We start from the raw sequence: 15388 nt of genomic DNA on the forward strand, positions 1-15388 counted from the left end.
AAAAATGAAAACTCGGATTTGGGACCTTTAGTATTTTATTAGTTCCAAAGATATATGAAAGATCTGCTCGGGCGTTTTCTACGCTACGTCCGCATTCATACTACCAGTGATCCTAATTCGGCTTCTTGTCCCAGTACAGATTGGCAATGGGATCTGGCGCGATTACTCGAGAAAGAATTGAAAGCCCTGGGGATGGAGGAAGTTTCCCTGGACGCTAACGGTTACCTGACGGCTACCTTACCAGCTAATGTTCCGCATCCCGTTCCCGTTATCGGATTTATTTCCCATTACGATACCAGCCCGGACTACAGTGGCAAAGGGGTAAACCCAAGGGTCATAGAAAACTACGACGGAAGCGATATTATACTGCATCCGGAAACCCAACGCGTCCTGTCGCCAAAGGACTTTCCGGAGCTGCTGGCATATAAGGGCCAACAACTGGTTGTGACCGACGGGACTACCTTGTTGGGCGCGGATGATAAAGCCGGGGTTGCCGAAATAGTGACCGCGATGGATTGGTTAATTCAAAACCCGGAAATTCCACACGGAAAAATCCGTATCTGTTTTACCCCGGACGAGGAAATCGGTAGGGGCGCGCATCTGTTCGATGTAGAAGCCTTTGGAGCTGCCTGGGCCTATACCCTGGACGGGAGCCAGATCGGGGAGTTAGAGTACGAGAATTTCAATGCAGCGGGTGCCCGGATCGAAGTTACCGGCAAGAGCGTTCACCCCGGTTATGCAAAAGGTAAAATGATAAACGCCGGGCGGGTTTTGCAACAAATGCTCAATGGCCTTCCCCAGCGCGAAGTACCGGAGCACACTTCCGGGAGGGAGGGCTTTTTTCATGTACAGGAGTTTCAGGCAACTATAGAAAAGGCTACGGCCCGACTGCTGATCAGAGACCATGACCGGGAATCTTTTGAAAACCGAAAGAGTCGTCTAGAAGCTATAGTAGCTAGTCACAAGGAAGCTACCGGTGCCGGTATTGTTTTGGAAATCGAAGATCAATACTACAACATGAAGGAAAAGATCATGCCTGTGTTTCCCATTGTTGAAGTCGCAGAGGAAGCTATGGAGGCCTGTGGGGTAAAACCGATTATTAAACCTATTCGCGGGGGCACCGATGGCTCACAACTGAGTTTTATGGGCCTGCCTTGCCCCAATATCTTCGCAGGGGGACATAATTTCCACGGTCCCTATGAATACGTTCCGGTTGAGAGTATGCAGAAGGCAGTTGAAGTTGTAGTTAAAATTTGCGAACTTACTGCTGCAAAAGATCCTTCATCGTGGAAAAAGCAGAAAAAATAGCCGCTTACTTCGAAGCCGAGAGCCCTTTTCGGGAAGGCATTGCCCTCCTCCGGGAACGCGTCCTGGCAGCCGGGCTTGGCGAGGAGCTCAAATGGGGGGCGCCAGTTTATACCCTGGATGGACAAAATGTGCTGGGCATTATGCGCTTTAAACACCATTTTGGCATGTGGTTTTTTCAAGGGGTCTTCCTCAGTGATCCACTCGGGGTGCTTGAGAATGCCCAGGAAGGCAAGACCAAGGCCATGCGCCATTGGAAGTTTACAGCCGTGACCGATATCAACCGAGCGCAACTAGATGCTTATATCGCCGAATCCATCGAGAATACCCGTAAAGGTTTAAAAGTTGCTCCGGCCAAAAAATCTGCAAAAGCTAAACTGCCGCCAGAGCTTAAGAAAGCCCTGGAGGATCCGGAATTAAAACAAGCTTTTAGTGCACTTTCCCCTTACAAGCAGCGCGATTTTGCGGAATATGTGGCCACGGCCAAACAAGAGGCGACCAAGGCACGACGCCTTCAAAAAATATTACCCATGATTCGGGAGGGTATTGGCCTGAACGATAAATATCAAAAATCCTGATGCGGAAAGCACCATAAAAAACGCCGGCTATTTGCCGGCGTTTTTTTTATCGACGGGAGCCAAAAGCGTCCTATTTCGCAGGCGCATTCAGTTTTTTGCTCATTTCCATAGATATGGCAGAGCGATCAAATTTGAGCCTTCCAGCCATAGTCTCCAGGATAAAGGAGGAATCTTTGTCGTTCAGGTCTACTACCTTACCGTGCAATCCGCTTTTGGTAATAACCTTATCTCCTTTTTTCAAAGCCTCGACAAATTTCCGTTCGTCCTTCTGGCGTTTCATCTGCGGTCGGATAATGAAAAAATACGCGACAGCAAATATCAATATCATAGGCAGGAATTGCCCCATCTCTCCCATAGTACTCAGTTCTTAGGTTTGGTAAATACCTCTCTTATTGTGCGGTAGGACCAACTGCCGCCGTGCTTCCAGCAGGGGCAACAAATGCCTTAATGCGCAACATTTCAGATCCTTTGGCTGTATTGGCGCGAATGGTTACCGTTTTGGTTACCTGCCCGCTACCGGATCCATTGAATTTAACTTTGATCTCTCCTTGTTCTCCCGGAGCGATTGGCGTATTCACAGGAGCATCAGGTACAGTACACCCACAGCTGGCTGAAGTGCTGGTGATAATCAAAGGGGCGTTACCCGTATTGGTAAATGTAAAAGCTGTTTCCTGAGGCATTCCCTGGGTAATGGTACCAAAGTCGTGCTCAGCCTTGTCGAAAGTCATAACCGCAACATTACGGGAAGCCTCATCCCGCTGGGCGGCAACTTCCATATTTGTAGCGTCGATTTTTTCAGAGGCCTTTTCCTTGCAGGAGGTCATAAATGTCAGGGCGCAAAGTCCCAGAATCAAAGAAACTCTTTTCATTGTAATTGTTTTTTTAGCATGGATGGGTCAAAAATACGCATATTTCAGGAACTCCTTTGCAGGATTTCGTTAAAGCAAACCCCGTCCTGATTTATTCAAACGCCCGGAGGCCTTGTATTCTTTGATAAGCTTATCGAGGATACCATTAATAAAGATGCTACTCTTTGGAGTAGAGTATTCCTTGGCAATTTCCAGATACTCATTAATAGTTACGCGCTCGGGAATAGAGGGGAAATGAAGCAATTCAGCGATACCCATCTTCAAGAGAATTCCATCGATATCAGCAATGCGGTCCTTATCCCAATTTGGTGTCTTCCCTTCGATCTCCCCCTGTAATTCTTCGGATTTCAACAAGGTGGTACGCAGCAGTTTCTTAGCGAATTCCATATCCTCCTCATTTTTCAGCAAAGCCGGCAGCAGGTAGCTATCGGGGGCATCCTGTGGCATTTTACCCAGGTGCTTTACCAAATAGGTATTGATAAGGGGAAGATCATCTATCCAGGTAATCCCCTCATCTTCAATAAATTCAAATAGCTTGTCATTTGGGGCGATGATATCCTGGTATATACCGATAAGAAATTCCCGGTCCTGTTCCCAGGAAGATTCCGTTTGGGCGTGTTCCCGGTAACTTTCGCTCTGTTCGATTTCCTTCAGCAAAATCTTGACGTACTCTTCGTTCAGGTACCAGTGTTTGAGCTTGCGTTTTTTCAGGGCCGCCGTAAGGGCCTCGTTTTCGGACAAGGCATTCAGCACAGCATTGGATGCCAGACGTCCCGGACCCGGATTCAGTGCCGGATCCTGCTTCAAGTACTTTTTGCGTCCTTTTTCGGCCCGGGTTTGGGCAACGGTTCGCAATTCCCGCAACAAAGCCAGAATCAACAGGTAAAGGGTGTAGGATTGCGCGATACTCTGATTGAGGAACTTCTCCTGTGTCTCGAGTGAGTCGCTTTTGGAAAGGGTTAGGGCATAAATGCACTGCATTACTTTTACCCGGATATGCCTTCTGGTGAGCATGTAAAGAACTTTGCGTCGGTCTGTTGCCGGCAAAAATAGAAATCTCCCACAACATGCCCTAGTGGTTTCTGTTATCTTAGCATTTCCCTAACATCGGGATTGCAGGGGGAAAGCCTATATTTGTCTCAGAACCCCTTGTGGGGTATGAACCGCACCTCCCTTAGATGAAAGAACTCCGGCATGTAAACAAGTACTTTCGCAAGTACTGGAAAAAGCTGTTTATAGGAACCCTGATCACAATTATTGCCCGGGTATTCCAACTGGTAATGCCCTCCTATGTGAGTAATATTATTGAGGTTGTTGAAAAATACGGACAAGGCCTGATTGCCAAAGGGCCTGCCCAGCAGGATCTCCTGCTGTATATCGGGATAATATTCGGCGCGGCCTTACTCTCCGGGCTCTTTACTTTCCTGATGCGGCAAACCATCATCAATGTCAGCCGCTATATCGAATTCGACCTTAAAAACGAAGTCTTTGACCACTACCAGAAGCTCGATCTGAATTTTTATAAATCGAACCGAACGGGAGACCTGATGAATCGTATCAGCGAAGATGTCAGCCAGGTGCGTATGTACGCCGGTCCGGCCTTGATGTACGGAATCCAGACGGTTACCCTATTTGTCTGTCTGATTCCCCTGATGTTTATCAAGGCCCCTACTATGGCCTTCTATGCACTCCTGCCCCTGCCGGTACTCTCTGTTCTTATTTATTGGATCAGTCGGGTAATCCATAAACGATCCACGCGTGTCCAAGCCTTTCTCTCTAACCTGTCTACTTTTGCCCAGGAATCATTTTCAGGGATTTCGGTTATCAAGGCGTATGTAATGGAATCCCAGACCAACGCACAGGCATCGGACCTCGCTCAGGAAGGCCGGGATAAAAGCATGGATCTGGCTAAGGTAAATGCCTGGTTCTTCCCCATGATGATTCTGCTGATCGGGGTGAGTAACATCTTTGTAATCTATGTAGGAGGAATGCAATACTTCCGGGGGGAAATCAGCTCCCTGGGAACTATTCTGGAATTCATCATCTACGTGAACATGCTCACCTGGCCGGTGGCCATTGTTGGCTGGCTTACTTCCATAGTTCAGCGGGCGGAAGCTTCTCAAAAACGCATCAATGAATTCCTCAAACAAAAGCCGGAAATCGAAAGTCCGGAGCAGCCGGAACCTCTGGAAATCGAAGGGGGCGTTGTCTTTGATCAGGTTAGCTTTGTTTACCCGGATACCGGAATTAAAGCGCTTGATAATGTGAGTTTTGAGGTGGCCCCCGGGGAAACACTAACTATCCTGGGGAAAACAGGATCGGGCAAATCTACATTGCTCGATCTTATTGCCCGGCTATATGATACCAGCACCGGAGAAATCCGTATCGATGGCGTTCCCATCACTAATTTGGATTTGGAGGCATTGCGTGCCGCAATTGGAGCAGTACCCCAGGATGCCTTCCTCTTTTCAGATACCATAGAGAACAATATCCGTTTTGGAAAAGAGGATGCTCATTTCGACGAAATTCAGGCGGTTGCACGCCAGGCCGTGGTGCACGACAACATCGCTGGATTTGCGAAAGAGTACCAAACCGTTCTTGGCGAGCGCGGGATTACCCTTAGCGGGGGGCAAAAACAGCGCATTTCTATAGCCCGGGCACTTATCAAAGACCCGGTTATCTATTTGTTTGACGATTGCCTGTCCGCAGTGGATACGGAAACCGAAGAGGCAATATTGGGTAACCTCCGTCAGGCTTCCCGCAACAAAACCACCATCATTGTCAGCCATCGGGTCTCTTCCGCCCTGCACGCAGACAAAGTCATTGTCCTGGAAAACGGACGCATCATCCAACGTGGCAATCACGAGAAACTAATGGCTGAAGATGGGTACTACAAAGACCTATATATCAATCAGCTATCCGGTAAAGAATCGTAGATTTTTTTGCTGATTTTGCATTTTTTTCACATTTTTGGGAAGACACACCTCCCAATGAGTAAGCATTTGAAGTAATGAATGAGAAAAATTCAATGGATCAGGAAGAGATCCATTCCAAGGTGCTACGCGCCGGTAGACGCACCTATTTCTTTGATGTAAGAAGCACTCGCGCCGGCGATTATTACCTGACCATCACCGAGAGTAAAAAGTTCACGCACGAGGACGGTTCTTTCCACTACAAAAAGCATAAAATCTACCTTTACAAAGAAGACTTCGAGGCTTTTAACAGCCATCTTTCTGAAATGACCGAGTTCATTGTTTCTGAGAAAGGTGAGGAAGTAATTTCCGAGCGCCACCAGGCCGATTACAAGGGGCACGAAGCCATTGGAAAAGAGGAGTCTCCTTCGGGGAACAACTTTGTAGACGTAGATTTCGACGACATCTGATCTAACGCGTCAAACCGCGTCAGATTCAACGACGCTAACGACATCTGATTCAACGCAGCTTGATATATAAGATATTGTGCAGGAACACCCCTGCAGGTACAGCAATTCCAGTTATCCAGCCTGTGAAAATTCCGAACAGCACACCCAACAGGATCAGATAAATCGGTGCAGTGATCAGGGCAAAGCCGAAGCGGAATGTGCTCATAAACTCAGGTTCCCAAACTTTAGGTTTTACCCATACCTTCCAAATGGCAACAAGCGGCAGGTTGACTACTTTGAAAATCACATCCCATAATTTCCATAACAACCCTTTTTTCAGCGGAAGCTTCGGGACAGCCGTATCCGGATTTTCGAACCAGGCATTAATGGGATCTGGATTGGAAAAGTCGGGCTGTAAGCCACCCAGCCGCTCCATTGTTTGTTCATAATCCTGATCTTCAGGAACGTGGGTGGTAAGCACCTTTAAAGAGGCCGAAACCGCAGCTTTCATAGCCTTGGAATCCTCATTAAAATCCACCCCTTTGACATAGGCCGCCGCTGGTAGGGGATGCCCAAATCGGTAGGTAACCCGATCGGGAAAATCGGCTCCCCGTTGAAAATTGATACCCACCGGAATCAATTGAAGGTCGGTTTCGGGATATTTCTCCAGGGCATTAATCGCGATTCGTGTAAATCCTTTGCTCAAGGTGCGTACCCGCCGTCCGAGGTTGTGATTGGCTTCCGGAAATAACAACAAGTGTTCTCCCTGATTGAGCAAATCTGCACAGCGATCAAATATCTCCTCATTGCGGTGCAGGGTATCCCGGCCATCCCGTATCCGGTATATGGGGATCATTCGAAGACTCTCGAGTATGTTTTGCAGGAAGCCACCGGTAAAAACGTCCGAGCGGGTTAAAAAATACGGGCGTCGCGCTTTGGCCAGGGCCGCTACGATGAGCGGATCCAATAAGGCATTCTGATGATTGGGCAAAAGCATGGCGGGTTTGTCTCGGGGAACCCTGTCCATATCTACCATACGCAATCTTTGGTAGTAGCAGTAAAACCCAAAACGGATCAACGGTTTAAGACAACCGTAAAAGAGTTCTTTCAAGGCTTAGTTGGTTTTAATGCGACCGGGGAAGACCAAAACCCTGCGATTGCCATCCCTGAGATCAAATGCCATATTCCCCAGAAGGCGGCAATGAGTGCCATTCCTCCCAGGCCCCCAAAGAAAGTAAATATAAGTAAAAGGCCCAGACCCGAATTCTGGATACCGGTTTCTATGGTCAGGGTTTTGATATCGGGTTGTGGTAATCGAAAGAGCCTCGCCAGGGTATACCCACTTGCCAGGGCTATCAGGTTATGTACCAGTACCAGTAGAAAAACCAGGCCCACATAGTCGAGGAAAACATCGAAATCCCTGGCCAGGGCGAGGACGACCAGCAGTGCGAAAAACAGTAAGGAACCGATTTTGAAATACCGGGCCATACGACTCGCCAGAGCGGGTTTCCAATGCCCCAATGCCATCCCAAGCAATACAGGAATCCCCAGGAGCATTCCGACCAGTTGCGCCATTGCCCAGAAATCAATTTGGATAGCCTGGAGCAAGGTTTCGGTAGGCGGATACAAGCTTCCCCAAAAATGAAAGTTTACCGGAGTAATGATGACTGCTCCCAGAGTAGCTATCGCGGTGAGGCAAACGGAGAGCGCACTGTTTCCCCCTGCCCAGTGGGTCATAAAATTAGATACATTACCCCCGGGACAGCAGGCTACCAGTAACATACCCAGGGCAAAACTCGGGTGCGGCTCCAGCAGGAGTATTAATACATATGTTAATGCGGGAAGCACTAAGAATTGGGCAGTTACGCCCAACAAAACGCTTTTGGGACGCTGCAGGACCGTTCTAAAATCTGAGACGCGCAGTTCTAGGGCAATACCGAACATGACGAATGCCAGGGCCAGGTTTAGCATCCAAAGACTACTCTCGTCAAAATTAAGTTTCAGGGAATCTATAGGAAGTTCCAGGGTATTGCTGGTGTTGGTCAGGGTGGAGAAGATAACTTCTGGCGAGGAATTCCACAAGTTTATGCCTAACTTTCGGGATCAATTCAGTGATTCTAAACCATGGCCAGAACACCTTCTAACATGCTTCCCCTGGGGACCAAAGCCCCAGATTTTGAGCTTCCCGATACCGTCTCAGATCAAACGTTGGCGCTCGCTGATCTCGCCGGATCAAAAGGCACACTCATAATGTTTATCTGCAATCATTGTCCGTTTGTAAAACATGTAAATGCGGGATTGGTAGCGCTCGCAGCGGCTTACCAGGATCTGGGTATCTCCTTTATCGCTATCTCCAGCAATGATGTGGAAAATTACCCTCAGGACGGTCCCGAACTCATGAAGGCTACTGCTGCAGAAGAAGGCTACACCTTTCCTTACCTCTATGACGAGACCCAGGAGGTGGCGCTCGCCTATGAAGCCGCTTGCACCCCGGATTTTTTCCTGTTCAATGAGGAGCTGAACCTCGTTTACCGGGGACAATTAGACGACTCACGGCCAGGAAATGGCCTGCCGGTAACCGGAGCAGATATGCGGGCTGCCCTGGACAACTTGTTAGCTGGAAATAGTGTTTCCCCGGATCAAAAACCCAGTATCGGTTGTAATATCAAATGGAAAACAGCGAGCTGATCTCTCTTGCAGCCCGGGAGGGGTACACGCTGAATCTTCGACAACTGGAGCCAAACGATTCGGCCATAGCCACCTATGTGCAAACAGGTCGGTCCGGTTACCGGGATCATTATTGCCACCTTTGGCCTAAAGGAGATCCCTGGCCCTATATCGACAGGAACTTCACCACTCCAATTGTATCGTCAGAAGTTGGGCGGGAAGGCCTTTCCCATTGGTTGGTTTATTGGAATAACGAAGCCGGTGGAATCTGTAAGGTCGATTCAGGCAAGGCGTATCCGGGCTTTCTGAATAGGCAATCGCTTTACCTCGAAAAACTGTATTTCCGCAAAGCCTGCACCGGTAAGGGTATAGGAGGAAGCATGCTGGAATTCCTCAGGGATTTTGCCCTGAAAGCAGGTAAAACGGGAATCTGGCTTGAAGCCATGCAGAAAGGGCCTGCCCTGAACTTTTATCTCAAAAATGGATTTGAGATTATTGGCGAAACTCAGGTGCCCTATCCCGAAGTGGTGCCGGAGGAGCGCCATATGTGGGTCCTCGGTTTAGCCTTTTAAGTAGCTCGTACCCGGTTATTCACCAACCCTTCCTTTTCTTGAGCGCCTTCAGGTGTGCCAAATGATGGGATCCGTGCCAGGCGTAGCGGCCCACATTTTCGGCCAAGGTAGTAACCGCTCCGGTTTCGGGATGCGTGAACGTGCGATCGAGCATTTCCCGTGTTAAACCCCGCAATAACAAAACCAGTTTGGCGTGTACTGCCGACAGATGATCCAGAGATAAATCAATGGGGGCCTCCCGGGTATCGAACAGTTCGGCCCAGGCTTTCTCGTCATACGCTTTAATCATGGGATTATCCTCGGTTAACGCCCATTTAAAGCGGATATAACTATTGTGGTGGCTATCCGAAACGTGGTGGACCAATTGCCGAAGGGTCCAACCGTCGGGGCGGTATGGGGTATTGAGCTGATCATCGCTGAGATCAGCCGTTTCCCGGCGAAAATCCTCCGGCAGGGCGGCTAACTGGTCAATCCAACCCGATAAATGGGTATCCGTAATGATAGCCGGCACCTGATATTTGCCAATGGGATAACGCAATTCTTCCAAATTCATCACAATGTAGCTTTAGTGTTAAAAAAAACCCGGGCAACTGCCCGGGCTTTACTTATGCTATCCCTTCTAGGACAACTTCAAATTTTAGTGGTGCATGTGGTGGGATCACCCCTCCTGCCCCTCGGGCTCCGTAAGCCAAATCCGAAGGCAACAGCAACTGGGCACGGTCTCCGACAGCGAGTAATGCAATCCCCTCATCCCATCCGGGGATAACCTGACCTTCTCCCAAAAGGAATTCGATAGGTTCTCCCCTTTTAAAAGAACTATCGAAAACGGTACCATCTAAAAGGGAACCTTCATAATGGACCCGAACGCGATCTCCTTTCTTTGGTTTTGCCCCGTTTCCGGATTCAACCATATTGTAGCGCAGCCCACTGGCTGTTTTTTCGAATCCTTTGGAGTGATCTTCCAATTGTTTTTCCAAGGCCGCCTTAGCCTCGGCCTCCCGGCGTGCACCGGATGCCTTGAAATCTTCGAAGGCCGCCACAGCATCCCAGGATTCAGCTTCCTGCCCGACACGAACGATCTCCAGAGATTCGATGGTATCGCCCTGTGCAATGGCATCGACAACCTCCTGCCCGCTGGCTACTTCACCAAAAACGGTGTGCTTCCCATCGAGCCATGGTGTTGGAACATGAGTGATGAAAAACTGACTCCCATTGGTTCCTGGTCCGGCATTCGCCATCGAGAGGATCCCGGGGGCATTGTGCTTGAGTTCCGGATGGAATTCATCGTCGAATTGATATCCGGGGTTTCCTGTTCCCGTTCCTGAAGGACATCCGCCCTGAATCATGAAATCAGGAATTACCCTGTGAAACTTGAGGCCATCGTAATAAGGGGCTCCGTCACTTTTTGGGGCATTGGATATTTTACCTTCGGCGAGTCCTACGAAATTTCCAACCGTTCCCGGTGTTTTATCGTGGGTGAGTTTTACCAGGATTTCTCCTTTGGATGTATTGAATTTGGCGTATATACCTTCTTGCATAATCTTAATTTATTGGCCGCAAAGATAGGCATAATTACCCGCTACTCCGAACCGGGAGGAAGGGCTTTTGGAGGATTGTTGTCGAAAAGGTATACCAGCGAAGTCATGGCCGCCGCACCTAGTTCTAACTCCCTGCGATTGACCGCTTCGAAGGTGTCCGCATCGGAATGATGGTAATCGAAATATCGCTGGGAATCCGGACGAAGCCCCGCCAGTACGGTAGCATTTGGTTTTAATGGTCCGATATCGGCGCCACTTCCCCCTGCGTAGAACTGATGGACCAGATACGGTTCAAACAGCGGTTTCCAGGCTAATACCTGATTCAGGAGTTCCGGACTGCAGTCAAAAGAGAAGCCCCTGGGGCTGAATCCGCCCGCATCACTTTCCAGGGCAAGAAGGTGGTGTTCGCCTTTTCTGGCAACTTCTTCGGCATATTTACGGCCGCCTCGCAGCCCGTTTTCTTCATTCATAAAAAGGACCACCCGTATGGTGTGCTTGGGGGTGTAACCGACTTTTTTAAGCAGGCGCAGTACAACCATACTCTGCACACACCCGGCTCCATCGTCATGGGAACCATCGCCCAAATCCCAGGAGTCCAGGTGACCGCCAACGACAATTACTTTTTCCGGGTTTTCGCTTCCTTTGATTTCTCCGATTACATTAAAGGACTCCACATCCTCCAGTTGCCTGCAGCTTTGAGCGAAATAAAATTTAATGTCCGGGTTTAATTTCAGGGTAGTACTCAGGAGTTCGGCTCCATTGGTACTTATCGCAGCAGCAGGGATGCGCTGCGGTACAGGCAAATCTCCATAACTCATGGATCCGGTATGCGGAAAGTCGTCCAGGCGCAGATTCATCGAACGCACAATGACCCCTACCGCGCCAAGCATACCCGCCTCCTTAGCCCCCGAATGCCGTTGATCCACACATCCGGAATACGCTTCAAAGGTATTGATCCGGGTAGGATCCATAGGTCGGTTAAAGAAGACGATCTTTCCGATTATGTCTTCCGGGTCCCGAGATTTAAGGTCTTCAATGCCACTTACCTCTACCACCCCGGCTTTAAGGCCACCGACTGGGGTAGCCACTGAACCCCCAAGGGCGCGAATAGGCACATTGTTGGTATTTCCCGGGGTACTCTCAATGTAGGCAAACTCGGCTTTTCCCCGGACCCATTTAGGGACCATAACCGGTTGTAGCCATACACGATCCAGGCCAAGCGCTTCCAACTCTTTTTTCGTGTAGGTTATGGCTTGTTCTGCCTGGACAGAACCGGATAACCTCCCGCCTATACGGGTGGAAAGGTACCGCAGCCATTCGTATGCGGCCCCATCGGTAAGGGAAGCGTTATAAATTTTTTCCAGCATAGCGGCCTCCGCGGAGGCCATCGTTTCCGCATTTTGCTGTGCCATTCCCACCCTGCTGCAAAGCAACAAGCCTAGGAAGACCAAAGTCCATTGACGCAAGCAGTACATTCCTGTATATTTCATTCTCAAACCCAAGGTTTTATTCATTATCCAATGGCTTACTTCTCCGGGGCCTCCGCTTCCAACTGAGCTCGGTAAGCCTCCAGGTTTTCCTTTATTTCGTCCGCTAATTCAGGCTCCACGACATCGTTATACTGCCGCAGGATTTCCATCATTACCGAAGCCACGATCAAACGAGCGCCCTCCTTGTCGTCGGCTGGTATCACGTACCAGGGGGCATGCTCGCAGGTAGTCCTGCGAATCGCATCCTGATAACATACCTGATAGTCGTCCCATAACTTCCGCTCTTTCAGATCTCCCGGCGAGAATTTCCAGTTTTTCTGTCTGAGCCGGAGTCTGCGCAGGAGGCGCTGGCGCTGTTCTTCCTTGGATAAATTCAGGAAAAACTTAAAAATTATCGTTCCGTTTTCCGCAAGGTGCTGTTCAAAGTCGCGAATCTGACGAAAACGCTTCTCCCAGAAGGAATCATCGATATCAGCTACTGAATTGACATCCGGGAGGAATTCTCCCAGAATATACTGAGGGTGTACCCGGGTTACCAATACATTTTCGTAATGCGTACGGTTGAAAACCCCAAAAGTCCCCCGGGCTGGAAGTGTGATATAATGCCTCCAGATGTAATCGTGACGCCGCTCGATTTCGGTAGGCACTTTGAAACTATGTACTTGCACGCCGCGAACATTGAAATTCTTGAAGACTTCCCGGACCAGGCTGTCCTTGCCGGCGGTATCCATTCCCTGAAGGCAAACCAGGACGGAATATTTCCCATGCGCGTAAAGGGTATTCTGGAATTCGGCCAATTCTTTGCGAACCGCTTTTAATGCTTTCTTCAGCTCTTTTTTGGTTTTGCCAAAATCCTGAAGAGTAGGTTGGTCGCTTAACTGTATGTTTTTGTCGGCGAGATATTGGGCAGCTTTTATTTCCTCCATGGGATGAAGATAAAACAAAATCGCCCTTTTGCGTCGTTTGACGAGAGAATTCCACCGCTTGTCGCAAGATTGAAATGTCGGGAATCTTCAGGTCGTTAGAACATCACTTCTCAGCGAATAAATCGGCTGGGAGGATTCGATTAACCTAATTTTGGAGCACCCAAATCCTGAAATACACCTACTATGTTCCGTACATATGTAATACTTATAAGCCTGCTGGCCAGTTCCCTTACCCTCTCTGCCAATACCCCGGAGGCAGCGTTATCTTCTTCGAATACCGAAAAGAAGTGTACCGACGTGGGGTCTCTTATGGACTTTGTTGGAGAACACATTCGCAAAGCGATGCAGGCCGATGAACTGCAAATGCTCCGCTACCATACTTTTAAAGCCCTGAATACCCTGGTCAAATTTAAGGAACAGGTCGACGGCTGTGGGTGTGATTATGCCCAGCAGGGCATTGAGGAATCCCACGCCGGCCTGAAACTGGCCACCCGGGTCAATACCCTCGATGGTGCCAATATCCTTTTGAAAAGAGCCCTTGACGACGTAAAAGAAGCTCAGGAAGCTTTGTTGGAGCACAATACCCTGCACACCGGAGAATATAATACCGGAATGCTGGCGATGAATACCGCTTCAGCCAAAACCGGGAATTCCGACCGGGCGGCCGAAGTAACTGGCCTAGCTCTGGAGGCTAAAATAGATAGCTCGCTGGTAGCTTATACACGTTCCCTGGACGAAGTGGTAGCTACGGTTCCCTGTGAGGAAGCGCTGGAATTTGTTGAGCGTGTCTACGCCCATTGCGAAAAGCAACTCATGCGAACCGACCTCAGCCCGGCCAAGCGGTACTACAACATCAAAACCAAAGAGATAACCCAGAACGCCCTGGATCAGCTGCGCAGCTGCGGGCGATAACCAGTCTATTTACTGGCGAATAAGCGAACGTCTTCTTCATTTACCTCTTTTCCACCGAGGATGAGCAGCCGTTCTACAACATTGCGCAATTCACGAATATTTCCAGTCCAATCATAGTCCTTGAGCAGGGAAACTGCCTTGTCTGAAAAAGACTTCGGCGCAGTTCCCTGTTCCTGGGCAATCTTATCCGCGAAGTGTTCTATGAGCAGCGGAATATCATCTCGACGGTCGTTAAGTGCAGGGACTTTGATCAGGATTACGGCCAGGCGGTGATACAGGTCTTCCCGGAAGCGACCTTCGGCAATTTCCTCCTGCAGGTTTTTATTGGTAGCCGCCACAACGCGAACATCGACAGAAATATCCTTATCCGAACCCACCCGGCTTACCTTATTCTCCTGTAACGCCCGGAGGACTTTGGCCTGGGCAGAAAGGCTCATATCGCCTATCTCATCGAGGAAAATAGTACCCTTATTGGCCGTCTCAAATTTACCGGCTCTGTCCTTAACGGCAGAGGTAAAAGCTCCCTTGACATGACCAAAGAGCTCGCTCTCGATAAGCTCCGAAGGAATAGCAGCACAGTTGACCTCGACAAACGGGGCTTTATGGCGTTCCGATTTCTGGTGAATCCAATGGGCAACCAGTTCTTTACCAGTTCCATTGGAGCCGGTAATGAGGACACGGGCATCCGTGGGAGCCACTTTTTCGATCATGTCCTTAATTGCAGTGATCTCGGGACTCTCCCCTATCATCTCATACTTCTTACTGACCTTTTTCTTGAGGATGCGATTCTCAGCAACCAACTCCTTTTTGTCCAGAGCGTTGCGTACCGTAGTAAGCAGTCGGTTCAAATCCGGTGGCTTACTGATGTAATCAAAAGCGCCCATGCGCATCGTATTGACGGCTGTGTCCAGATCCCCATGCCCTGAGATCATGATAAAGGGCAATTCCGGGCGGACCTTCCGTCCGGCCTCCAGTACCTCTACCCCATCCATTTTGGGCATTTTGATATCGCAAAGCACCAGGTCGTATTCACCATTTTTGATGCGGTCCAGTCCCTGCACCCCATTTTCCGCTTCTTCTACCTGATACGCATCATTCTCCTCGGACAGGATTTTTACCAATACCCGGCGGATCGCCGCTTCATCTTCTATTACCAATATTTTGGACATG

The 15388-nt window shown here is 49.2% G+C and carries 17 protein-coding genes; 7 read left to right on the plus strand and 10 right to left on the minus strand.

Annotated features, from left to right (window positions below; all coding sequences use genetic code 11):
- Positions 1-54: 54 nt before the first annotated feature.
- Positions 55-1308 (plus strand): peptidase T, encoded by a 1254-nt coding sequence (gene pepT / locus BM318_RS11940; protein ID WP_092982819.1) that lies wholly within the window; start codon positions 55-57, stop codon positions 1306-1308.
- Positions 1287-1883 carry a YdeI/OmpD-associated family protein gene (locus tag BM318_RS11945; RefSeq protein WP_092982820.1) on the plus strand — a complete coding sequence of 199 codons (597 nt, stop codon included), beginning with the start codon at positions 1287-1289 and terminating at the stop codon, positions 1881-1883. Before pepT ends, BM318_RS11945 begins: the two co-directional genes overlap by 22 nt.
- Positions 1884-1953: 70 nt before the next feature.
- Here the strand turns inward: BM318_RS11945 and yajC are convergent, their stop codons facing one another.
- From yajC to nusB, 3 genes are all read right to left on the minus strand, one after another.
- A complete protein-coding gene (gene yajC / locus BM318_RS11950) occupies positions 1954-2238 on the minus strand; it encodes a preprotein translocase subunit YajC (RefSeq protein WP_092982821.1) in 285 nt (94 codons plus the stop codon).
- Between the two features lie 34 nt (positions 2239-2272).
- Positions 2273-2752, minus strand: a complete 480-nt coding sequence (locus tag BM318_RS11955) for a DUF1573 domain-containing protein (RefSeq protein WP_092982822.1) — start codon at positions 2750-2752, stop codon at positions 2273-2275.
- 69 nt (positions 2753-2821) lie between these two features.
- On the minus strand, positions 2822-3766 hold the full coding sequence (nusB, locus tag BM318_RS11960; protein ID WP_092982823.1) for a transcription antitermination factor NusB: 945 nt from the start codon (positions 3764-3766) through the stop codon (positions 2822-2824).
- A gap of 164 nt (positions 3767-3930) precedes the next feature.
- Between nusB and BM318_RS11965 the strand changes: the two genes are divergently transcribed.
- Both BM318_RS11965 and BM318_RS11970 read left to right on the plus strand, forming a co-directional pair.
- Entirely contained in the window at positions 3931-5688 is a 1758-nt protein-coding gene (locus tag BM318_RS11965) for an ABC transporter ATP-binding protein (protein WP_092982824.1), read from the plus strand.
- Between the two features lie 74 nt (positions 5689-5762).
- Positions 5763-6134: a PUR family DNA/RNA-binding protein gene (locus tag BM318_RS11970; RefSeq protein ID WP_092982825.1), complete on the plus strand. Its 372-nt coding sequence runs from the start codon at positions 5763-5765 to the stop codon at positions 6132-6134.
- 49 nt (positions 6135-6183) lie between these two features.
- On the opposite strand, the gene BM318_RS11975 is transcribed toward BM318_RS11970, so the two are convergent.
- Both BM318_RS11975 and BM318_RS11980 read right to left on the minus strand, forming a co-directional pair.
- Complete coding sequence (locus BM318_RS11975; RefSeq protein ID WP_143099971.1) at positions 6184-7224, minus strand: 1-acyl-sn-glycerol-3-phosphate acyltransferase; 1041 nt, start codon at positions 7222-7224, stop codon at positions 6184-6186.
- Positions 7221-8195, minus strand: coding sequence for a bile acid:sodium symporter family protein (locus BM318_RS11980; protein ID WP_245759825.1), 975 nt, complete (start codon positions 8193-8195; stop codon positions 7221-7223). The genes BM318_RS11975 and BM318_RS11980 overlap by 4 nt, the downstream gene beginning before the upstream one ends.
- A 42-nt stretch (positions 8196-8237) precedes the next feature.
- Between BM318_RS11980 and BM318_RS11985 the strand changes: the two genes are divergently transcribed.
- Together BM318_RS11985 and BM318_RS11990 are read left to right on the plus strand one after the other, a co-directional pair.
- Positions 8238-8801, plus strand: a complete 564-nt coding sequence (locus tag BM318_RS11985) for a thioredoxin family protein (RefSeq protein ID WP_092982827.1) — start codon at positions 8238-8240, stop codon at positions 8799-8801.
- The gene (locus BM318_RS11990) at positions 8783-9352 is read left to right on the plus strand and encodes a GNAT family N-acetyltransferase (RefSeq protein ID WP_092982828.1); all 570 of its coding nucleotides are present in this window, start codon (positions 8783-8785) and stop codon (positions 9350-9352) included. The genes BM318_RS11985 and BM318_RS11990 overlap by 19 nt, the downstream gene beginning before the upstream one ends.
- Positions 9353-9371: 19 nt before the next feature.
- Here BM318_RS11990 and BM318_RS11995 read toward each other — a convergent pair whose 3' ends face one another.
- Genes BM318_RS11995 through BM318_RS12010 form a run of 4 tightly spaced genes read right to left on the minus strand, consistent with a single transcriptional unit; the run spans position 9372 to position 13306 of the window.
- Positions 9372-9905 (minus strand): YfiT family bacillithiol transferase, encoded by a 534-nt coding sequence (locus BM318_RS11995; RefSeq protein WP_092982829.1) that lies wholly within the window; start codon positions 9903-9905, stop codon positions 9372-9374.
- Between the two features lie 52 nt (positions 9906-9957).
- Complete coding sequence (locus BM318_RS12000; protein WP_092982830.1) at positions 9958-10890, minus strand: peptidylprolyl isomerase; 933 nt, start codon at positions 10888-10890, stop codon at positions 9958-9960.
- A 41-nt stretch (positions 10891-10931) separates the two neighbouring features.
- Positions 10932-12380 carry a M28 family peptidase gene (locus BM318_RS12005; protein ID WP_394333339.1) on the minus strand — a complete coding sequence of 483 codons (1449 nt, stop codon included), beginning with the start codon at positions 12378-12380 and terminating at the stop codon, positions 10932-10934.
- Positions 12381-12415: 35 nt separating this feature from the next.
- Positions 12416-13306 (minus strand): PPK2 family polyphosphate kinase, encoded by an 891-nt coding sequence (locus BM318_RS12010; protein ID WP_092982832.1) that lies wholly within the window; start codon positions 13304-13306, stop codon positions 12416-12418.
- A 183-nt stretch (positions 13307-13489) separates the two neighbouring features.
- Here BM318_RS12010 and BM318_RS12015 point away from each other — a divergent pair, with 183 nt between their 5' ends.
- Positions 13490-14218, plus strand: coding sequence for a hypothetical protein (locus BM318_RS12015; protein ID WP_092982833.1), 729 nt, complete (start codon positions 13490-13492; stop codon positions 14216-14218).
- A 5-nt stretch (positions 14219-14223) separates the two neighbouring features.
- Here the strand turns inward: BM318_RS12015 and BM318_RS12020 are convergent, their stop codons facing one another.
- The gene (locus BM318_RS12020) at positions 14224-15387 is read right to left on the minus strand and encodes a sigma-54-dependent transcriptional regulator (protein WP_092982834.1); all 1164 of its coding nucleotides are present in this window, start codon (positions 15385-15387) and stop codon (positions 14224-14226) included.
- Position 15388 lies beyond the last annotated feature (1 nt).

This window comes from Robiginitalea myxolifaciens, from assembly GCF_900115205.1.
GTDB lineage: Bacteria > Bacteroidota > Bacteroidia > Flavobacteriales > Flavobacteriaceae > Robiginitalea > Robiginitalea myxolifaciens.